Below are 25,173 nucleotides of genomic sequence, written 5' to 3'. Positions count from 1 at the left end.
CTATCGGTTTCCGGATAGGCCAACCAACGCGGCGCCGGGGTACGGCAGGCTCTCGGTGCGGCTGAGGTCCCACGCCATGCTGGCACTGATGCTGATCCCGCGGGGCCCGGTCCGGCGGGTGGTGCCCCGGATCAGCAGCAGCCGGGTGCCGAAGAGCAGCGGTCCGGACTGCTCCTGGGCCTCATGGAAGAAGACCGAGTCCACGCAGCCCGTGCCGTCGTCGACGCTAATGAACACCACCCGGCGGCCGCCGCGCATGGGCGGGGTCTGGGTGGCGACCCTGACTCCGGCCACCAGCACCTCGGTACCGTTGCGCAGCCCCAGCAGCTTGTCCGCGGTGGTGACGCCCAGCCGGTCCAGGAGGGGACGGTGGCTGGCCATCAGGTGTTCGCTGACATCCATGGCCATCAGGTCCAGTTCCGCCCGGACGGTTTCCACCATGGTGGGTGCGGGCAGCACGGCTTTCAGGTTTTTCAGCTCGACGTCGCCCAGCGGCAGGGCCAGCTGGCCCTCGATGACCTCCACCCCTTTGCGCTGCGGGCGGTCCTGCAGGTTCTGCAGGTGCCGGACCAGGTCCGCACGGTTCGAGGCTCCACCGGACTCCCGGTGCAGGGAGTCGAAGGCGCCCAGCTGGGCCAGCCGCTTGATGCCCTGCTTGCCCAGCCGGGACCGGGCCCGCAGGTCCGCCAGGGAGTCATAGGGCTGGGCCGCCACGATTCTTTTCAGTTCGGCGCCGGACAGCCCGTAGATGCCGCTCAGGCTCAGCCGGATGCCCAGCCTGCCGCGGTCCGGGCCTGCTTCCACACGTTCCACCCGGTACTCCGCCTGGCTCTTGTTGATGTCCAGCGGCAGGATGGGGATCCCCATCCGCCGGGCCTCGGCCACCAGGAGCCGTTTGGGGTACATGCCGGGATCGTGTTCCCAGAGCCCGGCGAGGAACGCTTCCGGGTGGTGCGTCTTGAGCCAGGCGGACTGGTAGGTGGGCACGGCAAAGGCCGCCCCGTGGGCCTTGCAGAAGCCAAAGCTGCCGAAGGCCTTCAAGGTGCCCCAGACCTTGTCCACCACCCCGGGGGCGTAGTTCCGGGCCCGGGCCTCCCTCCGGAAGAACTCCTCCACCTTCCCCTCCAGCACCTCGTTGCCCAGCGCGCGGCGGAATTCATCGGCCCGGGCCAGCCCGCAGCCGGTCATCACGTCGAAGGTCTTCAGGATCTGTTCGTGGAAGACGGTCACCCCGTGGGTCTCCTTGAGGACCGGCTTCAGGTCCGGGTGCGGGTACACTTCGGGGGCGAAGCCGTGCCGGTGCTCAAGGAAGGGCCGGACCATGTCCGATTTCATCGGTCCCGGCCGGAACAGCGAGATGTCGATGATGAGGTCGTTGAATTCCCGCGGCGCCAGTTTGCCGATCAGTTCGCGCTGGCCCGGGGACTCGATCTGGAAACAGCCCAGGGTGTGGGTGCTGCGGATCAGCTCGTAGGTGGGTTCGTCATCCAGCGGGACGGCGTTCAGGTCGATGCGTCCGTCCGCAGCGATGTAGTCCGGACCTCTCCCGTCCGGACCTTCCGGATGTGCGCCGGCCGCGACCACCTCGGCCTTGGAGGGGTGGAGCCGGATCACCTCCCGGACGGCGAAGGCCATGGCGCTCTGCATCCTAACCCCCAGCACATCGAGTTTGAGCATCCCCATGGGATCCATGTCGTGCTTGTCGAACTGGCTCATCGGCAGGCCCAGGCCGCTGGGCTGGACGGGCGTGCGGTCCAGCAGGGTGGCGTCGCCCAGGATGACACCGCACGGGTGCATGGAGATGTGGCGCGGCAGCCGGTCCAGCCGTTCCGTGAGGTCCACCAGCAGGTCCAGCTGCTCGTTTTCGGTGATGTCGCGCTGCTCCACCCTTCCGGCGAATTCCCGCAGTTCCGGTTTCTCCACGAGGGCTTCGCGGAACTTCCGGGCCGAGAACCGCCACAGCTGCTTGGCGATTTCCCCGACTTCCCCGTCCTCCATGCCCAGCGCCAGGCCTGCGTCACGCACGGCACCGCGAGCGCGGTAGCCGTTCTGCATGCTCATCAGCGTGACGCGTTCGGCCCCGAAGCGCTCGAAGATCTTCCGGTAGACGTTGTGCCGTTCGGCGCTTTCGACGTCGATGTCGATGTCCGGGAGGGTGGCGCGGTCCCGAGAGAGGAAGCGCTCGAAGATGAGGTCGTGCTGGAGCGGGTTCACCTGGCTGACGTCGATCAGGTAGTTGACCAGGCTGGAGGCGCCCGAGCCGCGGGCGGCGGCGCGGACCCCCATATCCAGGATCATCCGTGAGACCTCGGCGACGGTCAGGAAGTACGCGGCGAAGCCCAGGCTGCCGATGATCCCCAGTTCGTGGTCCAGCCGGGCGCGCAGCTGTTCGGCCGGTTTCCCGGAGATTCCCGGGAACCGGCGGCCGATTCCGGCCTCGCAGCGCCCGGTGAGCTCCATCAGGGGGTCGCCGGCGATGCCGATCACGGACGTTTCCGGGACCACCGGCTGCTTCCAGCCCATGTCGGCCACAGGGTCCATCCGGCAGCGGTCCGCGAGCGCCTCGGTCTGGGCCATCAGCCGTTTGAGGTCTGCGGCGCCGTACCCGGCGGCATGCATGATCTCCTTGCCCAGCTGCAGCATCTGCGCCGCCGATTTGAGCCAGGCCTGCCCGTTGGGCTGGAGCAGCGGGGCGGCGGAGAGCTCCGGGAGGGATTTCAGGGTCCGGGCGGAGTCCAGCACGTCCGCCGTGGCCGCGCCGTCCTCGGCGACGTACCGCACGGCGTTGCTCAGCACGGCGGGCACCCCGTGTTCGGCGGCGAGTTTGAGCATGCGCACCGCATGGGCGGTGCTCAGGGGTTCACCGGGCGGGCTGAGCTGGCTGACCACCTCGGCGGCGAGGGTCCCCGGCGGCATGGCCTCCAGCCAGCGTTTGAACAGGGTGCGGGGGCGCAGGTAGCGCCGGCCGCCCATGGAGCGTCCGACGTCGGAGTCCGGGCCGAGCAGTACGGTCAGCACCGGCTTCAGGTTTTCCGGGTGCAGGGTGCGGGAGGCCAGCTCCGCGCGGGTCACGGCCACCGGCACCGCTCCCTGCGCCTTGCCCGTGGTGCGGGCATGGGCGTCGGAGATCAGCCGGCACAGCGCCCGGTACCCGGCGCCGTTGTTGTGCCCCTGGGCGAGCACGACGACGCGTCCCCCCACCTGGGTGCGGAGGTCGCCGTCGTCGTCAAGGACCGCAAGGTCCACCCCGATGATCGCGTCCAGTCCCGCCGCCATGCAGGCCGACAGATGCTTGACCGTTCCATAGAGGCCGTCGCGGTCGGTGCAGGCCAGCGCGGTGGCGCCGTCCGCGGCCGCGGCAGCCGCCAGCTCCTCCGGCCAGGAGACCCCGTAGTGGGCGCTGAAGGCCGTGGAGACGTGCAGATGGGTGAAGCTCATGCTGTTTTCGGCTTCCGGACGGGCTGCAGGGCGTCGTGGATCCGCACGAGCCGCCAGCGGCCGCTGCGGATTTGCCGGGACAGGTCAAGGGTGAGGGGCTCCCCCGGGGCTCCGCTGTCCGGGGACGGGTCAGACAGGTGCACCTGGACCCGCCAGATCTCGTGGTCCACCAGGCCCGGCCCGCTGCCGAGCGGGGCCCGGGTTTCCTCTGCCCACCACTGGCGGCGTTCATACCAGCGGACCGGCTCCGCGCAGACGGTGTAGTGCCGCCCGGCCCAGCCAAGCGTCAGGGGCTGGCCGGTGGGTGTGCAGACGACGTCGACCGACTCGCTGAACATGCCCATTCTTGCCTCCCGGAACAACCCGACCGCAGGGTTCCGGCACAGCTCAAGCCGGGACTGCGGTCAGGTACACGTAGTTTTCGAAGTAGTTCGAAGTAGTTATTCGAACATATCTTCGAATAACTTCAGTGTATGCCGGGACCGGAGCAAAACCTAGGTCAGGGGTGGACGGACGGGACCGCTGGGGGCAGGATTGAGCCATGAGTTCCCATAACGCACTCCTCAAGCACGTAAGCATCGCCGCCAAGGACACCACCCTGGTGGCGAAGTTCGATATAGACGGAAATATTCCGGGATCGGGGGCCTACGTGGTCGGGCTCGTGGCGGCAACCCCGGACCATTCCCATCAACGCCGGATGGGAATCGAATTCATGAACGGCGAGGCCGTTTCCTTCTACTGCTTCTGCCACGACGGGACCGAGGAGAACTTTGACCTCAAGGGCGTCGAGCACTCGGGCAACACCATCACCGGCAACTTTCCCATGAGCACGGTGATGGGACTGCCCAAAGGCCACCTGATGACAGCCTTCAGCGACTGCGACGGCCGGGACTACCAGGCCAATGTGGCGGTGGAGGAAGCCCTGTAGGCCAGGAACCCGCTAAAGAAGCGCTCCGGGGGCTCAGCTGCTGGCTTTATACACTTCCAGTTCAAGCGTGGTGAAGGCTTCGATCATGGCCCGGTAGGTCTTTTCGACGATCTCGGCGTCGATGTCCTTCTTCTCGGCCACGCCGCGGACATGCTCTATAACGCGCTCGACCCGTCCGGGAGCCCGCACCTGGCCGCTGTCCTCCTTCAGGGTTCCGGCGATCCGGATCAGCCGCTCGCGGCGTCCGATCAGCAGGACGATCTGCTCATCCACTTCGTCAACGGCCACCCGTACCGCGGCGAGCTGTTCCTTGTCGGCCTGGGCATCTTTGTGGTCTTCGTGATTTACGGACATGTCCATGACAGTATCGAAAGATGCAGCCACGAGTCGACCTAATTTCACTGGGTGTCCGCAGCATTGACGCCTCCCGCAGCTTCTACGTTGACGGCCTCGGCTGGCGCGTCCTCCGGGAATCCCCCGGCGACGTCGTCTTCATCCAGGCCAATCACGGCCTCGTCCTCTCCCTCTGGGATGCCTCCCGGATGCAGGCGGAGGCCGGGACTTCCAGCCCTGACGGGATTCCCTGCATCACCCTGAGCCATAACCTGGGCAGCGCGGCGGAGGTCGACTGGGTGATGGCCGAGGCCGAGGCGGCCGGCGCCACCATTGTGGCCGCGCCGAAAACCCAGCCCTGGGGCGGCTACACGGGATACTTCGCCGATCCGGACGGCTTCCGCTGGGAAGTTGCCTTCAACCCCACCTGGGCGGTCGACGCCGGCGGCGCGGTCATGCTCTGACCGGGCCACGGGCCGCCTCGGCCCGGGAACTTTTCGTCCGCGCACTGGAGCTGGAAGGCGCCGAGCCGGCGCTGCTCATAGCTTCGGCCGCGTGGCAGCCCGGGTTCGCGCTGTTGTGGATGGCCCGGGATGCTACCGAACGGGCACCGGTCATACCCTCCGCGCATCCGGTGCTGACGCTCTCAGCAGGGGAATGAAGACGATCAGAGCGACCAGCTGGGTTCCGACGGTGAAGATCACGAGCCCCGCATACGACGCCGTGTAAAGGGCGCCGATGATGGTGGACCCCGCCAGCCACGCCATCCCGTAGCCAGCGGTGAAGATGCCGTAGCCGGTCCCCCGCCGAACAGCGGGCACGAGGTCGGCGACGGCGGCGCGGAGCGTGGATTCATGGATCCCCAACGCCGCTCCCCAGACCACTGCGCCAGCCCAGACGAGGGCCGGGGCGGTCGTGAAGGACAGGAACGGGACGGCCGCGGTCAGCGGCAGCGCGATGAGCAGACCGCGCAGCCCGATCCGGTCATAGAGCGCTCCGGAGGCCAGGGCCGCCAGGGCCGCAGCTCCCATGGAGACGGCGTAGGTGACCGGTATCAGGGCCGAGGGCAGGACCTTCTGGACTTCCAGGTGGTAGGAGATGACGCCGAAGGTGGAGAACCCGAACATCGACACGGCGGTGAAGGCGCTATACCACCAGAACCTGGCCGGCAGCGGGACGCGCGCTGCACGGCTGCCCCGTTCAACAGCGTGGTCGGTTACGGCTTGGGCGTCGAATCGTTCCGGCACCGGGACGGCCCGGCGGAGCAGGAGCACGGCGACGAGGGCGAGTGCGCCAGGGATAGCCAGGACACCGAATCCGAGCTGGTAGCCAGAGACGGCGATCATGAGTCCCATGAGCAGCGGACCCAGGAGGGCCCCGGACTGGTCGAGGGCTTCGTGGATGGCGAAGGCCTTTCCCCGTCCCATTTCTGCCCCGGCATGGGAGAGCATGGTGTCCCTGGCCGGGGTGCGGACGGCTTTGCCGAACCGCTCCATGACAACCAGCGCCGACGCCTGCCACAGCGAGCTGGCCAGGGCCAGGAGCGGGACGGCGATCACGGTCAGGGCGTAGCCGGCGATGGTCAAGGGCCAGTATTTGCGGGTCCGGTCTGCCAGGGGGCCGGTGCCCAGGCGCAGGACCAGGGCCACGGCTTCGCCAAATCCGGTGATGAAGCCGACCATGACCGCGGACGCACCGAGGGTGGCCAGGAACGGACCCGTGATTGACCGGGCGCCTTCGTAGACGACGTCGGCGAGCATGCTCACGACGCCGAAGGCCAGCACGAACCCCATGGGTCCGAGCCTGTTTGCCGAGGTCTTCCCTGTCCGGCCCGTCATTGCGTGCTCCTGATTCATTTCCGGCACGGCCGCTCCCTGAACTGGTTCGTCGGTATGGTTCGGTGGACGGCCGGTGTCATAGCAGGCTGGCCAGGGCGAGGCCGGCGGCCGCGGCGCCGACTGCGGCGGCGGCGGTGCCGATGCCGTTCAGAAGGGCCAGGCCGGTGCGGCGGGACTGGATGAGCCGGACGGTTTCGAAGCTGGCCGTGCTGAAGGTGGTGTATCCGCCGAGGAAGCCTGTCCCGGCGATGGTTTGGAGCTCGACGGGTGCGGCGTGGACGATCACGGCCCCGGCGACCAGTCCCAGGAGGAAGGATCCGGTGATGTTGATAGCGATGGTGCCCACTGGCAGGGCGGTGCGGAGCTTGGAGCGGGCCAGCCCGTCGACGACGAAGCGGGTCCCGGCGCCGAGTCCGCCGGCGAGTCCCAGCAGCAGAATGGTCAGTGCGTTCACCGGTTGCCGTCCTGCCGGCCGGGGCGGAGGGCCGCATCCCGGCGCCGGGTGGTCATCCTGGTGTGGTGTCCGGCGGCAGCGCGGATCCCGGCCACTGTTGCCACGGCCCCGCCGAGCAGCGTGGCGGCGACATAGATCAGCGCGTCGGTCGTGCGTCCGGCGCCGAGCAGGGTGTTCGTTTCCAGGGCCAGGGTGCTGTAGGTGGTGAAGGCGCCCATGAACCCGGTCCCGGCGAGCAGCCGGATCATCCTCCGCCGCCCGGCGTCGGGACCGCGGCGGACCAGGGCCTCCAGCAGAACGCCGAGCAGGAATGCTCCGGCCAGGTTGATGATCAGGGTGGGCAGCGGCCACCCGCCCGGGGAAGGCAGGACGGTGCTGAGACCGTAACGGGCCAGGGCTCCGAACACGCCTCCGGTGATGACGACCAGCACGTAAACGGGGTGCAGGTGAACCGGGCGGTGGGTGTGCGCCTCGCCCAGCGTCCCTGCGTCCGTATCGTCAGTGATGGGCCCGGCCGCGTCGCCGTCGACGGGAAGCCGGTTCTCGCTCCCGATTGCGGATGCCCCGGACATACGGGCGGGGACTGCCGTCTCGGGTGTGGGCGGTTCCATCAGTGGCTCTCCTGCCGATGGTGCCTGGCGTGCGGAGTGAGCGGAACAACCAGGACGGGCCGGTGCTGGCGGTGGGTCAGATGGACGGCGACGGACCCGACGAGCAGCTCCTCGAACCGGGCTCCGAGCCCGCGTTCGCGGGTGCCGACCACGATGACGGACGCATCCGCGGAGTCCGCCAGACGTCCCAGCGCCCTGGCCGGGTCTCCGGCCCGGGTCACGAAAGACCAGCGGATGCCGGTTCCGTCCAGGGCTTCCTGAAGGCGTTCTTTGATACTGGCGCTGATGCCTTCGATGTCGTCGTCGATGCCGTCCGGGTCAATCGGCAGGGCTTCGACCCGTCCGTCGGGTTCTTCGGCGAGGTAGGTGGTGACGTCCACGTAGGCGCAGATCAGCTTCACGTTCAGGCTGTAGGCCAGTTCCGCGGCGCGGTGTGCCACGGCCAGGGGCTGGCCGGGCACCACCCCCATCAGGACCGGCCCGGTGATCTTCCGCGGGACGTAGGCGGTGGGCCCGGTGGCGGGCCGGGTTTCCTTCTCGGGCTCATTCATGGGCGCTCCTGTCGGTCGGTGTCTACTGGTCGTTGAGGTGGGTGCCGGTGGGACCGTAGAGCAGCTCCGGATACTCATCGGTGATCTCGAGGAGCCGGTTGTACTTGGCAACACGTTCCCCGCGGGCCGGTGCCCCGGATTTGAGTTGTCCGCAGCCGGAACCGACGGCGAGGTCCGCCACGAAGGTATCATCGGTTTCCCCGGAGCGGTGCGAGACCATGGCCCCGAACCCTCCGCCGGCTGCGGCGGTGAGGGTGTCGAAGGTTTCGCTCACGGTTCCGGCCTGGTTGGATTTGATCAGGACCGCCGTCGCGGACGCGGTCCGGATGCCGGCCCGGACCCGGTCGGCGGGGTGCGCGCCGCGGGCGCCGGCACCGGCCTTCCACAGCTCGATTTCCACCACGGCATGGGCCCAGGTGTGTCGGGGACACAACCCGAGCGAGGCGCGCAAGAGCCGGCGCATGCTGCCGTCCATGATGTCCCCGTGGACGAAGGACCACAACTGGCGTACTTCCTCCAGGGAAAGTTCCAACGGGCCTACGGGCAACAACGAACCGGCGGGCCTGTCCCGCTCCCATGCCTCCGGGCCTGCCAGCCCCTTTCGAATCCCTGCCACGACCCAACTCCTGCCGTTCAGTTCGGGCAGGAACCATCAGCCATGCCGGCAGTCCGGACCGCAATTCAACCGGTCCCGGTGGGATCCATCACCGTTACAACAAGGCTAAACCCGCAGGGACCGGACCGGGCAGCAGTTTTCACAGAGCATGGGTTCCGCGAGCGCAGTCCAGAGGATGAACGTTTCAGTTCCCCGGAGTGCCGGCGCCGCTAACGGAGGCCAGGGCTGCCCGGAGGCGGGCATCGGCGTCGTTGGCGACGTCGCGGACGGCCGGGCTGTCGCTGAGTGTGACCATGGTCTGCGGGTCGATGGCCTGGACGGTTGTTTCGGCAGCGTCTTTGCCGCGGCGGACGACGACATTGCAGGGCAGCAAGGCGCCCATGTCCGGCTCTGCGGAGAGTGCCCTGCTTGCCAGTGCCGGGTTGCAGGCGCCCAGGATCACGTAGTCGCCGAGGTCCTCGCCGGCACCGGCGCCGAGTTTGGCCTCAAACGTGGTACGGACATTGATCTCCGAGAGAATGCCGAAACCCTGTCCGGCGAGGGCCTCGCGGGTGCGCTGCACTGCCTCGTCCCAGGCCAGCGGGACAGTGACGGTATGCGTGTAGCTCATGGATGCTCCTGCATGGTTAGTGGCGGCGTGCCTCAGGCGAGGGAGAGGAAAAGTTTTTCCAGGTCCTTGGTGTCCATGCTCGCATCCCCGCGGACCAGGCACTGCTCAAGGCCGCTGGCGATGATGGCGAAGCCTGCCCGGTCCAAAGCCTTCGAGACAGCTGCGAGCTGGGTGACGATGTCCTTGCAGTCCCTGCCCTCCTCCAACATGCGCGTGACGGCGGCGAGCTGTCCCTGGGCGCGCTTGAGCCGGTTGATGACGGGGGTGAGTTCTGTCGAATCAAGTTCCATGGCGGACTCCAAAGGTGGGCGGGCACTTTGCCAATTCTATACCCCGGAGGGTATAACGGCTAGCGGTGGACATTCAGTGTCCGATCCGACATCGATCGCTTGCAATATACCCCTGGGGGTATTATCGTTGTGATTAGAGGAACGGAGGATCCGCTCCCGGAAACTCCCCCACCGCCCAACGAAGGAGTCCCATGCTTATCGAGCGCATCTACGACGAAGACCTCGCCCAGGCCAGCTACTTCATCGGCTGCCAGGCCAAGGGCGAGGCACTCGTCGTCGACCCCCGCCGCGACATCGCTGTGTACCAGTCCCTGGCTGCAGCGAACGGCATGAAGATCGTGGCCGTCACCGAGACCCACATCCACGCCGACTTCCTCTCCGGCACCCGTGAACTGGCCGCTGCGACCGGCGCCACCGCCTACGTCTCCGGTGAGGGCGGCACCGACTGGCAGTACCGCTTCGAGGCCGAACGCCTCAATGACAACGACGAAATTACCCTTGGCAACATCACCGTCAAGGCCCTGCACACCCCCGGCCACACCCCGGAGCACCTGTCGTTCCTGATCACTGACGGTGCGTTCGCCGACACCCCCGGCTACCTGCTCTCCGGTGACTTCGTCTTCTCCGGGGACCTGGGCCGCCCGGATCTGCTCGATGAGGCAGCCGGTGGCGTGGACACCCGCTTCGCTGGCGCCAAGCAGCTCTTCACCAGCCTGCGCGAGAAGTTCCTGGCCCTGCCGGACCACGTCCAGGTCCACCCCGGCCACGGCGCCGGAAGCGCCTGCGGCAAGGCCCTGGGTGCCATCCCCTCCAGCACGGTCGGCTACGAACGGCTCTACGCCTGGTGGGGCCCGTACCTGGCCGCCAACGACGAGCAGGGCTTCATCAACGAACTCCTCGACGGCCAGCCCGACGCGCACGCCTACTTCGGCCGGATGAAACGCGAAAACCGCGAAGGCCCCGCCGTAATGGGCGAACGGACCCCTCTTGAGGAACTCGCCACCGCCGATGTCGTGGCCGGCCTCGCCGCGGACACGGCAACCTTCGTCGACACCCGTTCCAACACCGAAGTCCACGAGGGCACCGTCACCGGCTCCCTGAACGTCCCGGCCGGCAAGTCCACGGCCAGCTTCGGCGCCTGGGTGGTCAACCCGGAAACGGACAAAAACCCGCTCGTGCTGCTGGCTCCGGACCAGGCGGCCGCGCAGGAGATGTGGGACCACCTGGTCCGGGTCGGCATCGACAACGTCGCCGGCTACCTCACCAGCCTCGAAGGCCTTCCTGCCAGCACCCCGAAGCTGATCCAGCCCGAAGAACTCGAGGGGTTCGACGCCGCGATGGTCCTGGACGTCCGCAACCGCACCGAACACGCCGCCGGACACATCCCCGGCTCCCACCAGCTCAGCGGCGGCCGCGTGATGTGGAACCTCGATGAGCTCCCGACCGAGGGCACCATCGTCTCCTACTGCCAGAGCGGGGTCCGGAACTCCGTCGCGGCCAGCGCACTGCGCCGCGCCGGCTACGACGTCGTCGAGCTCGACGGCAGCTACGCAGGCTGGGCCGCCTGGCAGCAGTCGCGGGAATCCGTTTCCAGCAGCTGATCATGGCAGCACCTGAAGTAATTGATTGACATGCGTTGGCGGCGGTCCGGGACACCGGGCCGCCGCCAACGCGTGTCCCGGACAAGCGGAGTACACAGATGACGCCCGGTAATGCCCCAACACCCCAAGACCGCGCAGTCCGACGGGAAAACCCACAACGCCCCGGCGTCTCGCTGGGGTTGCGGCAGAACCTGGCCCAGTTCATGCTCCTGGTCGCCGTCAATGCGCTTGTTGGCGGGACCCTCGGGCAGGAACGCACGGTGCTGCCCCTGCTGGCCGGGCAGGTCTTCCACCTGGACCTCTATACGTCCGCGCTGACGTACATCCTGGCGTTCGGGCTGGCCAAGGCTGGCACCAACTACTTCGCCGGCACGCTCTCGGACCGCTACGGCCGCAAGCCCGTGCTCACCGCCGGCTGGCTCATTGCACTTCCTGTACCTTTGCTGCTGATTGTCGGACCGTCCTGGGGATGGATCGTCGCTGCCAACGTCGTCCTGGGCATCAGCCAGGGCCTGACCTGGTCCACCACCGTGGTGATGAAGATGGACCTCGTCGGCCCCTCCCGCCGCGGCATGGCCATGGGCTTCAACGAGGCCGCCGGCTACCTCGGCGTCGCCGGCACCGCCCTCGCCACCGGCTACATCGCCGCCAGCTACGGGCTCCGGCCCGGACCGTTCCTGCTCGGCGCCGCCTACATCGCCCTCGGGCTCAGCCTCTCGGTCTTCGCGGTGAAGGAAACCCGGGGCCATGCCCGGCTCGAGGCCGCCAACCACACCGCCGCCCATGCCGGCGCCCATGCCGAGCTGAGCAACGGGCAGGTCTTCACCCTCACCAGCTTCCGGGACAAGTCGCTGTCCTCGGTCAGCCAGGCCGGCATGGTGAACAACCTCAACGACGGCCTCGCCTGGGGGCTTTTCCCCGTCCTGTTCGCCGCCGCGGGACTGACCATCGAAAAAATCGGCATCCTCGCCGCCGTCTACCCCGCCGTCTGGGGCGCAGGCCAGCTCATCACCGGGGCATTGTCAGACAAGCACGGCCGGAAACGGCTGATCGTGGGAGGCATGCTCGTCCAGGCCGTGGCACTGGTGATGGTCGCCTTCGGGACCGGCTTCGGGATCTGGCTCGCCGCCGCGGTCCTGCTCGGCGCCGGCACCGCCATGGTCTACCCCACCCTGCTGGCCGCCATCGGCGACGTCGCGCACCCGGTCTGGCGTGCCCGCTCGGTAGGGATCTACCGGCTGTGGCGCGACGGCGGATTCGCCGTCGGCGCACTCCTCGCCGGCATCCTCGCCGATGCCTACGGCATCCCGGCGGCGGTCGCCGTCGTGGGTGTCCTCACCGCACTGTCGGGAATCATCGTGGCTGTACGGATGCGCGGCACCGACCACAAACCCGCAATTTAGGGTACCGCACTGACGCCGGTCCGGCGGCGGCAACGTCCTCGGCGAGGACCGATAGTGTCCCCCATCAGCCGCCGCAACGGTTTTGCTGGGAGACGCCGGTGAAGCGGGTGCGGCAGCCGGCGGGGCCGGGCCCCGGTGGACGTGGAGCTTCAGCTTTCGGAAGGCCGGTACCTTCAGGAGGTCCACGATGAACCCGCCCGCCGCGGTCGCGATATCAATCACCCATGCAGCCACCAACAATCTGGAGGGCCGGTCCGTCCACGCCGGCCGCGCTGTGCGCACGACATAGCTCGTGATCTGGCTGCTGAAGACGAGCGTCAGGAAGATAACGGTGCGCAGCTGGTCAAGTCCGCCTCCGGGCCACCGCTGCCCTGAAGCCCAGAGCAAGGCCACGGAACCGCCGATGACGTCGCCGGGAACCACCCGGGCGGCCGGCAGCAGAGTCCACGTCCCGTCACGCAACACCCGGGCATTGACCTCCAGCCGGGTTCGCAACAGATCGACTGCCGCCTCGGACCGCTTCTCCTGGATAATTCCCGGTGCCGTATTCAGGCTCAGGACCGCCAGAATAATGAGCGAGTCGAGCGACTTGGCGAGTGCGAGCTCAAAGACAATTGTTGCCTCCAGCATCCAGGGCACCGGCGCCCAGAGTTTCCTCAGGATGCGCACCGCGAGCCCGGTCCGCTTCAGGGGAACCGCATTGGGGCCGATAGTCTCCAGAAGCCGGGTTGCCTGCGCGGATGAGGGCCCCTGAGGGCCTGGCACCTGCCGTCAGCCTTCAGGAGCACCTCCGCGGGATGCCCCGCTGTCACTTCACCGGTGACAGTCACCCCGGCTTCGGATGCCCGCCGCAGCACATCAGCGTGCACGTCCCGGGCGTTGTCTCCGAACGCCTCATGGTCTTCAGCCCTGCCGGCGGCGTCCCGACGTCGTCCCGCAGGGCCAACGATCCTCCCGATGCGCAGTGCAATCAAGAGGATGCCCTTGGAGGAGGCGGACGCGGGTCACGACGCCCGCACCCCCTGGCAAATCAGAGAGGGAGACGCTATGCCTGGCGCAACCCGCGGCCCTGTGACGAGACGAGACTATCCAGCCATTCAATTGCCTCCGCGCGCGAGGTGAAGTAGGCGTGCGGACAGAAGCCATGCCGTCCCAGGGCGGCCGCCAGAACCTTGTCGACGACGGTGGATCCCACCATAGCCACAGCCAAGACGGCCTCGGCCCGTTCAAAGGCGCCCCTCGCCGCGGCACTCATGGTCACATCAGAGATTTCGACCAGGAGAGGCAGCGCCAGGCCTGCGCCCAGGCCCTGCATCTTCTCGATGGACTTCATGGCGTCATCAAGGTCGACCTGTGAACCGGGCGTCCAGAACAGGTGAAGAAACCCTGCCCCGCTGACACCGAGCCGCCCTTTCCCGCCTGCAATCAGGACTTCTTCCACGACATCCCCCTAGGCACGACACGCTACTCTTTCGAAGGCTGCAGCCGCCCCGGCACGCCGGACTGCCGCCCCATCTGCAATGGGAAGTATTCCCCCAAAAATACCCCATGGGGTATACTTCTCGGATAATCCATTTATGCAAGGGAGCAACCAGATGTGCCGTGCAGTGACATGCAAGAAGTGCCAGAAGACGACGTGGGCGGGCTGCGGCCAGCACGTTGACCAGGTCATGCGCGGGGTTCCGGCTTCCCAGCGCTGCCGGGGGCACGAGCAGGAAAAGTCGACCGGCAAGGGCTTCTTCGCGAAGCTGTTCGGACGGTAGCTCGAACCTGCCAGTACCCAGGCACACACGTTGCGAAATAGACAAGCGCCGGAGGGCATGTCCTCCGGCGCTTTCTTTGTCCCGTTGCGGTCACTCTCAGGAGAGGAGCGCCTGCACCGCGACGTAAGCGGCGATGACCAGGACCAGAATCCCGAAACCGCGCTTGAGTGCCTTATCCGGAATGCTGGTGCCGATCCGTCCGGCCGCGAGTGACGCGGCCATCGCGGTTACCGCGAACGCTGCCGTGACGGCCCAGTCGATCTGCAGGTCACCCAGGTGCGCTGCGAAGCCGGCGGCGGAGTTGATGACGATGATGACCAGGGACGTCCCCACGGTCAGCGCCATCGGGAGCCCGAGCACCAGGGTGAGCGCCGGGACGATCAGGAAGCCGCCGCCCACGCCGAGCAATCCGGTCAGGAAGCCCACGACGGCACCGGTGGCGATGGCCTTGGGCAGGCAGCTACGCCAGTTGATGCCGCCTCCGGGCAGTGCGCAGGCGCCGCCGGAGGATGTGGACGGCATCAGCATCCGGATGCCGGCGAAGACCATGATGGCGGCGAAGGCCAGCAGCAGGATCTTTGGGTCCAGGAGCCGGTTGACCATGGCACCGAGGTAGGCGGTGGCGGTTCCTGCGGCGCCGATGATCAGTGCCAGCCTCCAGTTCACCCCGGTCCGCAGCCGGGGCAGCACCGCGACGGCGGAGGAAACGCCGACGACGGCCAGCGACGTCGGGATCGCCGCGGCAAGCGGCAGCCCCACGCCATAGACCAGGGCGGGGACGGCGAGAATGGATCCGCCACCCCCGACCAGGCCCAGCAGGCCGCCGACGATGAGCCCGAACGCCGCCGCGGTGATGATCATGCCTTCGCGCCCAGGTTCTGCAGGGCCTGGTGCGCGGTGGGCTCGTTGGCGGAGCGGTTCCACGGCATCTTGGAGAGCATCTGGCCCATCGCGCAGCTGTTGGTCGCTGCGGAGAACGTCAGGCCCGCCCCGATGCCGCCGGCAACCAGGCCCAGCTTCGGCGAGACGAATTTCGACGCGACGATGCTGGCGAGCACCAGGGAGCCCGCGGTCATGCGGACCTGGCGTTCCAGGGCCCAGGGGCCACGGCCGCGGACAACGTTGCCGCCTGCGGTTGCGTAGGCGGGGACACCCCCGGACAGGACACTGGCACTGGCCAGACCGACGGAATCCAGGTGTTTGCGGGCCTGCTCGGCCCGGTTGCCCGACTGGCAGACGAGGACCACGCGGGTGCCCATTTTTGCCGCGAATTCTTCCGTGTGTTCGCTGAGCATAGCCAGCGGCACATGGTAGGAGCCCTTGATATGCATGGCATCGAACTCTGCGCCGCTGCGCACGTCGATGATCATCAGATCGTCGTGGTTTTCTTCCCAGGTCTTCAGGGTCGAGGCATCGATGGACTTAGGAGCGGAATCAACGGCATTGGTCGTATTCAAGGAAGTCATGATCTCTTTCGGTATAACTTGGAGCATTTCGGGTGGCGGCCCCGTGCTTGCGGGTAGCCGCCGTCCACCGCCTGGTTCGCCATGTCAAGGACACGGCCCGGGCAAGTGGAAGCCCGGGCGGCACGTGGGGGCATGCCGCCCGGGCGGTCTGATGGGGTCAGCCGGTGGGGAGGCCCGCGGCTGACCAGTCGAGCATCCCGCCGGGCACGGTGTAGGCAGTGAAGCCTGCGGCTGCCAACTGGTCCGCAGCAGCGGCACTGCGGCGCCCGCTGCGGCACACGGCGATGACGGGTCGGGACTTGTCCAGGTCATTGAGGCGGCCGGCCAGTTCGCCCAAGGCAATGTGCCTTGCACCGGGGATCATCCCTCCGGCGACTTCAGCTGATTCGCGGACATCAAAAATCTGGACTTCACTGCCGCTCTTGAGCTGTTCCGCGAGCTGCTGTGGGGTCATTTCCATGGGCTGGACCTTTCGGTTGGACGGGCTGTTGCGGTGAAAAATATGGACTGCGGGTTGCCGAGGAAAAAGGCCGGGGCCAGCCTAGGTCAGGCGCGGGAAGAGTGTGCGGATTTCCTGCAGGGTGGGCTTCTGGGGGCTGACGGTGGAGGGCATGCTCACTTGCCGCCGGCCTGGTACTTGACCGGGTGCCCGTTGCGGTACCACTCGGTGATGCCACCCATGACATTCACCGCGTCGTAGCCTTCCCCCGCAAGGTGTGCCGTAGCACGGGAACTGCGGCCACCGGAAGCGCACATTACATAGACCGTCCGCCCGATCGGAACGTCACCGAGGGACTGCTGGAAGCGCGAGAGTGGAATGTTCCTGGTTCCCGGGACCCAGGCCTCCGAGTACTCCGCCTCTTCCCGGACGTCGATGATGGAAACATCAGGCCCGAGTGCGGCCAGGTCGTTCACTGAAATGCTCTTCATGCCGGTGTCCTCTTGTGGTATCCGGGAGCCGGGGCATCTCCCCTTCCATCATGATACCCCCGGGGGTATAAATGCAAATCAACGCCCATCTTGCCTGAATACCCCCTAGGGTATATTATTTTGCCATGGCAACCATCGACATTTCCGAAAAGACCTTCCACGGCACCATCGCCGGCAACGACATCGTACTGGTGGACTTCTGGGCAGCCTGGTGCGGCCCCTGCCGGATGTTTGCCCCCACGTTCAGCAAAGCATCGGACAGCCACCTGGACGTCGTCTTCGCGAAGGTGGACACTGAGGCCGAGCCCGGCCTCTCCGCGGCCGCCCGTATCACCTCCATCCCCACTCTGATGGCCTTCCGGGAAGGGATCCTCGTCTTCTCCCAGCCGGGGGCGATGAACGCGAGCGGGCTGGAGCAGCTCATCAACGGCATCAAGGAACTGGACATGGAAGAGGTCCGGGCGAAATTGGCAGCCTCCCCGGCATCCTAGGAAACCACCGGACCCAGCCCCGTCCCGGGCCCCGGGGCAGCATGCCAAACCGACGGATCGAGAAGCACACATGAGCAGCGAACCAGTCATCACAGCCCTCGGCCTTGGGTCCGACGTTATCCAGCCAGTACGCGTCGTACACCAGGGCGGTGACCGCTTCGACATCAATGTCCGCGGTCACATCATCAGGACTGACCAGCCAGCCAGCGACGGCGGGGAGGATACCGGCCCCACCCCGACGGAGCTGTTCATTGCGAGCCTCGCAGGATGCGTTGCGTTCTACGCCCGCCGCTACCTGGACCGGCACAACCTGCCCACCGACGGCCTGGCCGTGGAGGCGGGTTTCAGCATGGGCTCACGCCCTGCCCGCGTCGCCCGGATCGAGGTGCGCCTTACCATCCCCGCAGGCGTGCCCGCCGAGCGGCGCGGGGCTCTGCTCGCCGTCGCGTCGCACTGCACCGTGCACAACTCACTGATAACAGCCCCTGAGATTTCGGTGGTCTCCGCCGGCGACCACGGACGCCCAAACGTAAACCCATAGGTCACAAGCCGGCCGCGGCCGAGAAAATCGCCACGGTGTGTCCGATCGCTCCACTGCTTCCACCGGCCTCAAGTGGCCCGCAGTTCCCGGCAACGCGTCCCCGGGCTCCGGGGACGGATTGCCGGGCAGGTCCTGGACCGTCGGGTCAGCCGCAGGTGCAGCGCTGTTCCACCGGAACGTCGGCCATGACCGATTCGACATGCTCGCCGCAGCCGGCCCAGGTGATCTTTCCACATTTGTTGCAACGGACGGGACTGCACATTTTGACTCCTCGGATGGGGTGGCTACACAATCAATAATACCCCCAGGGGTATCGCTTGCCAAGCCCCGCGGGATCCTCTTGCATACCCCTTGGGGTATCTGGAAGACTGGGATAATGGTAACAACTCCCGGGTCCACAGGACGACCGCCCCTCGCTTCCCTGGCCGGCCACGCCGTTGGCGTCCCGCCTCAGCGCAAAGTGGTCTCCGTGCTGGTCGGCGGCCAGATCCTTGGCGGGATCGGGATGGGCGCGACGTTGTCCCTCGGCTCCCTGCTCGCGGCACAGCTTTCCGGATCGCCGGCATGGTCGGGCATGGCCGCCACGATGAGCACCCTCGGGGCGGCCGTCGCTGCCGTGCCCCTTGCCCGGCTCGCGGTCGCCCGGGGACGGCGGATGTCGCTCTCCACCGGGGCGCTCATCGCCGGAACCGGCGCCGTCATTGCCATTACCTCGGCCTCGGTGTCGGTCTTTCCCCTGCTGCTGCTTGGTTTGATGCTGCTCGGGGCGGGTTCCGCGGTCAACCTGCAGGCCAGGTTCGCCGCCACTGACCTTGCCCGGCCCGGCACCAGGGCGCGGGACCTCTCGATCGTCGTCTGGTCCACCACCATCGGGGCAGTGCTTGGCCCCAACCTCTTCGGTCCGGGCGAAGCCGTGGGCTCCGTGCTCGGCCTGCCGCCCCTGACGGGCGCCTTCGCCTTCTCCGTGGCCGCGCAGCTGGCCGCGGCCCTCGTGTACCTGACCGGGCTGCGCCCCGACCCGCTGCTGGCGGCGATGTCGCTGCGCGAGCTAAGCGTCGAGGCGCCCCGGCCACGGAGCGGCTCCCTGATACTGCGCAGCAACCCGGGGGCGCGCTACGCGGTGGCCGCCGTCGCACTCAGCCACGCCACGATGGTGGCGCTGATGTCCATGACCCCGGTCCACCTGCGCGAACACGGAGCAAGCCTGGTAATCGTAGGCTTCACCATCAGCCTGCACATCGCGGGGATGTACGCCCTCTCCCCCGTCTTCGGGTGGCTGGCGGACAAAGCCGGCAGGCTGCGCGTCGTGCTGCTTGGCCAGGCCATGCTTCTGGCCTCCCTGCTGATCGCCGGTGTCGCAGCGGACTCCCGCACCGGAGTCACGGTCAGCCTCGTCCTGCTCGGACTCGGATGGTCGGCTTCGGTAGTGGCAGGTTCTGCCATGGTCGCGGAATCGGTCCACATCCAGGACCGGCCCGCCATCCAGGGCCTCTCGGATTTGAGCATGAATGCTGCCGGCGCTCTCGGCGGGGCCCTGGCGGGCCCGGTCCTGGCCTCGGTGGGCTACTCCGGACTGGGTTTCCTCGCGATGGCCCTGGTGGCTGTCGTGGTCATCTGGACCTTGCTGCACGGCCGCCGCGCATCGGCGCACGCAAAACCCGTGACCAGCTAGGAGCCGACATGGATAGGAACAGCCGGATCGAGCAAGAAATCTTGGCCGAGGCCGGCCGTGGAAGGATTCATGCACGGCTGGATTCCCTGGGCCGTGACTGGCGCCAACTCCGCAGCTGGCAGTGGTCACGGGCGGCCGCCACTGGTATCGCTGCTAGCGCCGCCGCGGCTGTTGTCGTCTCACTGAACGATATGACGACAGCCACCGGTGCCGCTTGGTGGAATGTCCTGATTGTCACAGCCGGATCACTCCTGACGGGACTGGTGCTCGGCAGCTACCTCGGCGCACCTATCGGTGCCGAGGCCACCGTTTGCGACACCCGTTGGCCGGTGCTTGGCCTTACCGGACTGGTGATCGCAACCTCCACCGGCCAGGGGACCCTAGCCGCTAGTCTGTTCGCCGGCTCTGCCCCCGCAGTGCTGACGGGGGTGATCCAGCCCGCCTTCGCACTTCTCTCCCTGGCCTTGTTGGGCTGGGCGCTGCGGGAGCGCCTCGAACTCGAGCGGAAAGCCGTATCACCCTCCGCCGATGGAGAGACAGGCGATGTGTGCACTACCTGCCGGCCGCTCTTTCCCACCAAACCCGGTCCGTCGGGCGGCCCCGACGCCTGATGGCACCGGCATCACAGGCGGATGTAGGCCCGGCCTTCCCACTGCCGCGCCGCCAGATGGGCAATGGCCGCCGGCACGGAATCGACACCGGGAAGAAGCTCCCCCGGCGTCCGCCCCACCGAACGCAGGCTGTTCCCGCAGGCAAGGATCCGGATGCCCTGGCCGAGGGCTTCGCTGATGGACTCTCCCAGCGTTGAAGCTGTGGCCAACAGAACCACTCCCGGCCCCTGGACAACGACCTCCACAGGGACACCCGGAGCGAGGGCTGCCACTGCGTTAGCCGCGCGCTGCAGCGAGCCCGGCCCTCCCGGCCGGTCCAGCGAAGTGGACCAGAACGCCCCGCACGGTCTGGCCTTCCGATATATCGTTCGAAAATTCGGTGTTCGGCATAACGGCTCCTTCAATTACAGCGGGGCCAGCCTTTGGCCCGGCAACATCCTGTGGTGGCCGGCACGGAGCTCGCTTGCAGCCGCCACGGTCCCGGCGTATCTGGTCGTGGCTGTACCGGCCAGCCTCATCGTCCCAGCATGGCAGCCGGCGGCAAGGCGAAGGGTGCTGTGGAGAACTGCGGCGCCGCGGCGTTCATCAGACGCCCCCACTGGCCGCCTGCAATATCGGCCCCGTCGACGGCGGCATAGTATTTTCCGTTGATCGTGACGTTCTGGTTGACCCAGCGTGGACCAATGCCTTGGTAGCTTCCGAACCATGAGGCCGTGGATATGCCCGAGGTGGCACCGACGGTCCAGGTCATGGAGTTTCCGTCGGTGGTGCCGGTTTTGGCGAAGATGTCATAGCTCTTGTTGACCGGGATATTGTAGCCGGAGCCTTTCGTGAGCACGTTCTTGAGTGCGTAGGTGACGCCGGCGGCGACATCAGGGTCGATAGCTTGCCGGCAGTCCGCGCCAGGCACGGGATAGTTCCGTCCGTGCGGACCCGTCACCGAGTCCAGGGCGATCGGGTCGCAATGCACTCCCTTCGCGGCGAACGTGGCGTAGGCGTTGGCCATGGACAGCGGAGCGACGTCCTGGGTGCCGATCAGGCTGGCGATGCTGGACAGGTCGTAGGGCTGGTTCGTGTGCCCGTTCGCGACTCCTGCCGCCGTCGCCATCTTCTGGATGTTGCAGAAATCCAGCTGGGCAGCGGACTGGAAGGTGATGGTGTTGATGGACTGGTACAGGCCCTGCAGGACGCTCATCCGGTAGTAGTGGTCAGGGTCGTCGTTCGGCAGCGGGGTCTGGCCGAGGGCAGGGTCATAGGAGCCTGTGGTGGTGCCGCAGGAGTTTTTCCAGGGGTAGCCGGCCCTGTAGACGCGAACCGATCCGTCCAGCTGGGTGGCCATTGATTTTCCGGAGTTGAGCCACTCGGCGAAGATGAACGGTTTCATGGTGGACCCGATCTGGAACCCGCCCGCGCCGTCGAGCGGCTGGCCGGTGGCGTCCTTCTCCGGCAATGCGAAGTTTCCGGTGTAGTTTCCGGGCGCCGTAGCGGGGTTGTAAACGGTGTTCTGCGCCATGGTCAGCACCTTGCCGGTGCCGGGCTGGACACTGACGAGCGAGGAACCGCGCTGCAGGGGATCGGCGGCAGGCATGGACGCGTTGACCTGGTCCTGGGCCACCTTTTGAAGCTTGGGGTCCAGTGTCGTGCGGATGGTGAGCCCGCCCAGATACAGGAGTTTTTTGCGGGCAGTCTCATCGGCCCCGAAGGCCGGGTCGTTAAGGATCAGCCGCTGGATGTAGTCGCAAAAATACGGTGCCGCCACCGCACCGAAACAGCCCTGGCTGCTCGGATGGACGTTCAGACCGATCGGCGCTTTCGTCGCCGCGTCATGCTCGGCCGCGGTGATATGTCCTTGCTGGAGCATTTTGTCCAGGACTTCGTTCCTGCGGGCCACGACGTGGTCTGGTTGGGTGAGAGGGTCGTAGTAGACGGGGCTGTTCACGACGCCGGCCAGCGCTGCGGCTTCGGGCAGCGTGAGGCCACTCGCCGGGACGTTGAAGTATTCTTTGGCTGCGGCGTCGATGCCGTAGGCGCCGTTGCCGAAATAGACGACGTTCAGGTAGCCCTGCAGGATCTGGTCCTTGGAGTATTTGGTCTCCAGGGCAATGGCGAGCTTCATTTCCCGTAGCTTGTCGCCGACGGTTTTGGCGGAGCCGAGCTTGACCTGGTCGCCTTTGCCCTGGGCAACGAGGGATTCGATGATCATGTTGTTCACGTACTGCTGCGTAATAGTCGAGGCGCCTTGGCGGCCGCCCTGGGCGGTCACCACGAGGGCCCGGAGGATCCCGGTGGTGTCGATTCCGCCGTGCTGGTAGAAACGTGCGTCCTCGATGGAGACGATGCCGTCCCGGATGAACGGGGACATCTTCTCCAGTGCCACGGGTACCCGGTTTTCCGCGTAGAAGGTGGCAATCACGGACCCGTCGTTGGCCAGCACCGTCGAGGACTGGGGCGGTGCGTTCATGTCCAGCTCATCAGGCAGCCGGTCAAACATGCCGATCGAATTGCTCACGACTGTTCCCGCAACCGCGGCCCCGGGAAGGAAAAGTCCCGCGGCCAGGACGCCGCAGAGTACGCCGGCAACAACGAAGGAGAGGATTTTCCGCCATTGTGAGTCCTTACTGAGCATCGGCGTGTTCCTTCGGCGTGGACTCTGGTTTCGGCCACGGGCCGGACGACGGCGGTTGCCCGGCGGCGTCGGCGGCGCGGATGGCGACAGAACGTTCAGGGCGGTACAGCAGCACAAATCCGACGGTGCCCGCCAGGAAGATCAGTGCCGCGACCCAGGTGTTCACCCTGAGCCCCAGGATCAGGTTGGCGTAGTCGGAGCGCATCAGTTCAAAGACAAACCGTCCGGCGGTGTAGCCCGCGACATAGAGCGCGAAGACGCTCCCGGCGCCGAGGCTGAATCGCCGGTCAAGGTACAGGATCAGGAATCCGGCCGCCACGCACCAGAGGGATTCGTACAGGAACGTGGGCTGGAAATAGCCGAGGACGACCGGGGCACCGGAGGCGTCGGTGAGCACAGATCCGGTGGCGGTGTCCATCTGGTGGATCTGAAGTTTCCACGGCAGTGCGGTCGGATCCCCGTAGAGCTCGTTGTTGAACCAGTTCCCCCACCGGCCCAGCGCCTGGGCAAAGAGCACACCCGGTGCCACCGAGTCCAGGAAGGCAACCAATGGGACGTTTGCCCGGCGGCAGCCGATCCAGGCACCCAGACACCCCAGGGCGATCGCGCCCCAGATCCCCAGGCCGCCGTCCCAGATGGCGAACGCGTTCCAGGGGTTCCTGCCGGGAAGGAAGTACAGTTCAGGATCGGTGATGACATGGTAGATCCGGCCGCCGATAATCCCTGCCGGGATAGCCCACAGGCAGATGTCCAGCACCTGACCAGGGTGGCCGCCGCGGGCCGCCCAGCGGCGGGATCCGAGCCAGACGGCCACAGCGATGCCGGCCATGATGCAGAGGGCATAGAAGTGGATGGTCAGCGGGCCCATCTGGAAGGCGCTGACGGTCGGGGACGGAATGAAGGATTCACTGGCAGTCATAGCGGGGAAGGATCCTGTCGGGAGTGGTTCGGGGCGGAAGTATGCGTGGCCGGTCCCGGGGACCGGCCGGGCGGATCCCCCGGAGCCGGAGCACTCCCCCCGGGCGCCTTTGGGCCGGGAGCTGCCGGCCAAGGAGTGAGAGCACTGCGGCGACCACGCCCAGGACGGCAAAAAGCGCCACGGCCATCCGGAAGCCGAGCGCGGAGGAGGCCGGCCCCGCCGCGCCGCCGCTGACGCCGGCGGCCAACGAGTAGGCGACGGCCCCGAGCGCGACGCCCAGGGAGGTTCCCACTCCTCTGGTCATGTTCAACACTCCGCTGACCATTCCCGCCTGGTGGTCATGGCCGGCCGCTGCAACGGCTGCGTTGTTGGCCGGAGTGAACAGCCCCAGACCCAGTCCCATGACTGCCAGGGCGGCACCCATGGCCCACAAGTTGCCTGACGAAAGACCCAGTATGACAAGCGCAGCCACGGTCAGGCCCATGCCGGTAGACGTCGGCACACGGACGCCGAACCTGTCCGCCATCATCCCCGCAACGGGCGCCACGAGGGCCAGGGCGACGGGAAGGACCGTCAAGAGCAGGCCCGCCTGTGCTGACGGAAGGGAATGCGCCGATTCCAGATACAACGGTGTCACGAAAAGGATCCCGAAGAGCACCAGATAACTCAGCAAACCCGTCGCGATGCCCCGGCTGAACGTTCCCGTCCTGAACAGGGAAAGGTCCACCAGCGGGTGTGCTGTCCGGCGCTCCCATAAGACAAAAAGGATGCAAAGAATCAGCGACGATACCAGCAGCGCCAGGACAATCAGGCTGCCAAACCCGAGCCTGGACGCCTCGGACAGCGCCAGAAGCAGGGCCCCGACGGCGGGCATCAAAAACACCAGTCCCAGCCAGTCCATCCCGGTCCGGGGGGCCTTGATATGGGTGCGCGGGAGGAGGAACCAGCCCAGCAGTATGCCGATGATCCCCGCAGGGATGTTGACGAAAAACACCCACCGCCACCCTCCTGCGCCGATGAGCAGGCCGCCGACCGACGGGCCCATGGCCAGCCCGACGGCCTGCGCCGCACCCTGAAGGCCGATAGCCTTGCCGAGCTTTCCGGCCGGCATGCTGGTCCGGATCAACGCCACACTGTTGGCCTGGAGCATGGCCGCGCCCACCGCCTGAACCGCCCGGGCCACGAGAAGCCAGGTGATGTCAGGGGCAAGCCCACACGCAAGCGAAGCGAGCGTGAACAGGGCGAACCCGTAGACGTACAGCAGCTTTCGACCCAGCATGTCCGCCAGACGGCCAATAGCGGAGATACTCCCCACCAACACCAGCAAATAGATCAGCGCCACCCACTCAACCTGGGAAAGCGGGGCCTTCATGTCGGTCCTGATGCTCGGAACCGCCAGCGTCACGATGCTGGCGTCCAGTTGGCCCATGAACGCACCAATGCATACCGTCGCCACGACCAGCCACGGCGCTCCAGGCCGC

Annotated in this window: 28 protein-coding genes and 1 riboswitch; of the genes, 9 read left to right on the top strand and 19 right to left on the bottom strand. The window is 66.9% G+C overall.

The features are described from left to right. Both dnaE and E5206_RS11640 read right to left on the bottom strand, forming a co-directional pair. Complete coding sequence (gene dnaE / locus E5206_RS11645; protein WP_136322612.1) at nt 1–3,438, bottom strand: DNA polymerase III subunit alpha; 3,438 nt, start codon at nt 3,436–3,438, stop codon at nt 1–3. Then, nucleotides 3,435–3,782 (bottom strand): DUF6504 family protein, encoded by a 348-nt coding sequence (locus tag E5206_RS11640; RefSeq protein ID WP_136322611.1) that lies wholly within the window; start codon nt 3,780–3,782, stop codon nt 3,435–3,437. The genes dnaE and E5206_RS11640 overlap by 4 nt, the downstream gene beginning before the upstream one ends. Nucleotides 3,783–3,979: 197 nt before the next feature. Between E5206_RS11640 and E5206_RS11635 the strand changes: the two genes are divergently transcribed. Next, complete coding sequence (locus tag E5206_RS11635; protein ID WP_136322610.1) at nt 3,980–4,366, top strand: hypothetical protein; 387 nt, start codon at nt 3,980–3,982, stop codon at nt 4,364–4,366. 33 nt (nt 4,367–4,399) lie between these two features. Here the strand turns inward: E5206_RS11635 and E5206_RS11630 are convergent, their stop codons facing one another. After that, nucleotides 4,400–4,726, bottom strand: coding sequence for a chorismate mutase (locus E5206_RS11630; RefSeq protein WP_136322609.1), 327 nt, complete (start codon nt 4,724–4,726; stop codon nt 4,400–4,402). A 14-nt stretch (nt 4,727–4,740) separates the two neighbouring features. Between E5206_RS11630 and E5206_RS11625 the strand changes: the two genes are divergently transcribed. After that, a complete protein-coding gene (locus E5206_RS11625) occupies nt 4,741–5,163 on the top strand; it encodes a VOC family protein (RefSeq protein ID WP_136322608.1) in 423 nt (140 codons plus the stop codon). A 150-nt stretch (nt 5,164–5,313) separates the two neighbouring features. Here the strand turns inward: E5206_RS11625 and E5206_RS11620 are convergent, their stop codons facing one another. The 7 genes from E5206_RS11620 to E5206_RS11590 form a co-directional block, all read right to left on the bottom strand. Continuing rightward, complete coding sequence (locus E5206_RS11620) at nt 5,314–6,537, bottom strand: MFS transporter (RefSeq protein WP_136322607.1); 1,224 nt, start codon at nt 6,535–6,537, stop codon at nt 5,314–5,316. Between the two features lie 76 nt (nt 6,538–6,613). Then, entirely contained in the window at nt 6,614–6,982 is a 369-nt protein-coding gene (locus E5206_RS11615) for a CrcB family protein (RefSeq protein WP_136324104.1), read from the bottom strand. A gap of 5 nt (nt 6,983–6,987) precedes the next feature. Further along, entirely contained in the window at nt 6,988–7,602 is a 615-nt protein-coding gene (locus E5206_RS11610; RefSeq protein ID WP_240689669.1) for a CrcB family protein, read from the bottom strand. Beyond that, complete coding sequence (locus E5206_RS11605; protein WP_136322606.1) at nt 7,602–8,153, bottom strand: universal stress protein; 552 nt, start codon at nt 8,151–8,153, stop codon at nt 7,602–7,604. The genes E5206_RS11610 and E5206_RS11605 overlap by 1 nt, the downstream gene beginning before the upstream one ends. Before the next feature lie 22 nt (nt 8,154–8,175). Then, nucleotides 8,176–8,769, bottom strand: coding sequence for a hypothetical protein (locus tag E5206_RS11600; RefSeq protein WP_240689667.1), 594 nt, complete (start codon nt 8,767–8,769; stop codon nt 8,176–8,178). A 20-nt stretch (nt 8,770–8,789) separates the two neighbouring features. Beyond that, a riboswitch (Fluoride riboswitch) is annotated at nt 8,790–8,871 on the bottom strand. A gap of 82 nt (nt 8,872–8,953) precedes the next feature. Beyond that, on the bottom strand, nt 8,954–9,379 hold the full coding sequence (locus E5206_RS11595; RefSeq protein ID WP_136322605.1) for a DUF302 domain-containing protein: 426 nt from the start codon (nt 9,377–9,379) through the stop codon (nt 8,954–8,956). 32 nt (nt 9,380–9,411) lie between these two features. Next, nucleotides 9,412–9,669, bottom strand: a complete 258-nt coding sequence (locus E5206_RS11590; RefSeq protein WP_136322604.1) for a metal-sensitive transcriptional regulator — start codon at nt 9,667–9,669, stop codon at nt 9,412–9,414. 191 nt (nt 9,670–9,860) lie between these two features. On the opposite strand from E5206_RS11590, the gene E5206_RS11585 reads away from it, so the two are divergent. Next, entirely contained in the window at nt 9,861–11,270 is a 1,410-nt protein-coding gene (locus E5206_RS11585) for an MBL fold metallo-hydrolase (RefSeq protein ID WP_136322603.1), read from the top strand. A 203-nt stretch (nt 11,271–11,473) separates the two neighbouring features. Then, entirely contained in the window at nt 11,474–12,673 is a 1,200-nt protein-coding gene (locus E5206_RS11580) for an MFS transporter (RefSeq protein WP_240690178.1), read from the top strand. A 1,045-nt stretch (nt 12,674–13,718) separates the two neighbouring features. Here E5206_RS11580 and E5206_RS11565 read toward each other — a convergent pair. Further along, nucleotides 13,719–14,114 (bottom strand): STAS/SEC14 domain-containing protein, encoded by a 396-nt coding sequence (locus tag E5206_RS11565; protein WP_136322601.1) that lies wholly within the window; start codon nt 14,112–14,114, stop codon nt 13,719–13,721. A 166-nt stretch (nt 14,115–14,280) separates the two neighbouring features. On the opposite strand from E5206_RS11565, the gene E5206_RS11560 reads away from it, so the two are divergent. Next, a complete protein-coding gene (locus E5206_RS11560) occupies nt 14,281–14,436 on the top strand; it encodes a hypothetical protein (protein ID WP_168709239.1) in 156 nt (51 codons plus the stop codon). A 96-nt stretch (nt 14,437–14,532) separates the two neighbouring features. On the opposite strand, the gene E5206_RS11555 is transcribed toward E5206_RS11560, so the two are convergent. The 4 genes from E5206_RS11555 to E5206_RS11540 all read right to left on the bottom strand — a co-directional run bounded on the left by E5206_RS11555 (nt 14,533) and on the right by E5206_RS11540 (nt 16,832). Then, the gene (locus E5206_RS11555) at nt 14,533–15,297 is read right to left on the bottom strand and encodes a sulfite exporter TauE/SafE family protein (RefSeq protein WP_136322600.1); all 765 of its coding nucleotides are present in this window, start codon (nt 15,295–15,297) and stop codon (nt 14,533–14,535) included. Continuing rightward, the gene (locus E5206_RS11550; RefSeq protein ID WP_136322599.1) at nt 15,294–15,902 is read right to left on the bottom strand and encodes a rhodanese-like domain-containing protein; all 609 of its coding nucleotides are present in this window, start codon (nt 15,900–15,902) and stop codon (nt 15,294–15,296) included. Before E5206_RS11550 ends, E5206_RS11555 begins: the two co-directional genes overlap by 4 nt. Before the next feature lie 157 nt (nt 15,903–16,059). Next, nucleotides 16,060–16,362, bottom strand: a complete 303-nt coding sequence (locus tag E5206_RS11545; protein WP_136322598.1) for a rhodanese-like domain-containing protein — start codon at nt 16,360–16,362, stop codon at nt 16,060–16,062. A gap of 155 nt (nt 16,363–16,517) precedes the next feature. Beyond that, entirely contained in the window at nt 16,518–16,832 is a 315-nt protein-coding gene (locus tag E5206_RS11540) for a rhodanese-like domain-containing protein (protein WP_136322597.1), read from the bottom strand. A gap of 125 nt (nt 16,833–16,957) precedes the next feature. Between E5206_RS11540 and trxA the strand changes: the two genes are divergently transcribed. From trxA to E5206_RS11520, 4 genes are all read left to right on the top strand, one after another. Then, nucleotides 16,958–17,323, top strand: a complete 366-nt coding sequence (gene trxA / locus E5206_RS11535) for a thioredoxin (RefSeq protein ID WP_136322596.1) — start codon at nt 16,958–16,960, stop codon at nt 17,321–17,323. 70 nt (nt 17,324–17,393) lie between these two features. Further along, the gene (locus tag E5206_RS11530; protein WP_136322595.1) at nt 17,394–17,864 is read left to right on the top strand and encodes an OsmC family protein; all 471 of its coding nucleotides are present in this window, start codon (nt 17,394–17,396) and stop codon (nt 17,862–17,864) included. A 376-nt stretch (nt 17,865–18,240) separates the two neighbouring features. Beyond that, nucleotides 18,241–19,536: an MFS transporter gene (locus tag E5206_RS11525; RefSeq protein ID WP_136322594.1), complete on the top strand. Its 1,296-nt coding sequence runs from the start codon at nt 18,241–18,243 to the stop codon at nt 19,534–19,536. Between the two features lie 8 nt (nt 19,537–19,544). Next, a complete protein-coding gene (locus tag E5206_RS11520; protein WP_136322593.1) occupies nt 19,545–20,147 on the top strand; it encodes a hypothetical protein in 603 nt (200 codons plus the stop codon). A gap of 11 nt (nt 20,148–20,158) precedes the next feature. Here the strand turns inward: E5206_RS11520 and E5206_RS11515 are convergent, their stop codons facing one another. The 4 genes from E5206_RS11515 to E5206_RS11500 form a co-directional block, all read right to left on the bottom strand. Continuing rightward, nucleotides 20,159–20,356, bottom strand: a complete 198-nt coding sequence (locus E5206_RS11515; RefSeq protein ID WP_346763446.1) for a hypothetical protein — start codon at nt 20,354–20,356, stop codon at nt 20,159–20,161. A gap of 305 nt (nt 20,357–20,661) precedes the next feature. Then, the gene (locus tag E5206_RS11510) at nt 20,662–22,773 is read right to left on the bottom strand and encodes a transglycosylase domain-containing protein (RefSeq protein WP_136322592.1); all 2,112 of its coding nucleotides are present in this window, start codon (nt 22,771–22,773) and stop codon (nt 20,662–20,664) included. Continuing rightward, nucleotides 22,763–23,692, bottom strand: a complete 930-nt coding sequence (lgt, locus tag E5206_RS11505; RefSeq protein ID WP_136322591.1) for a prolipoprotein diacylglyceryl transferase — start codon at nt 23,690–23,692, stop codon at nt 22,763–22,765. Before lgt ends, E5206_RS11510 begins: the two co-directional genes overlap by 11 nt. Beyond that, nucleotides 23,679–25,121: a DHA2 family efflux MFS transporter permease subunit gene (locus E5206_RS11500; RefSeq protein ID WP_205759908.1), complete on the bottom strand. Its 1,443-nt coding sequence runs from the start codon at nt 25,119–25,121 to the stop codon at nt 23,679–23,681. Before E5206_RS11500 ends, lgt begins: the two co-directional genes overlap by 14 nt. Nucleotides 25,122–25,173: the final 52 nt, after the last annotated feature.

Source organism: Arthrobacter sp. PAMC25564 (assembly GCF_004798705.1).
GTDB lineage: Bacteria > Actinomycetota > Actinomycetes > Actinomycetales > Micrococcaceae > Arthrobacter.
Note: the sequence above shows the minus strand (reverse complement) of the source record. Positions and strands in the feature narration are given on the sequence as shown.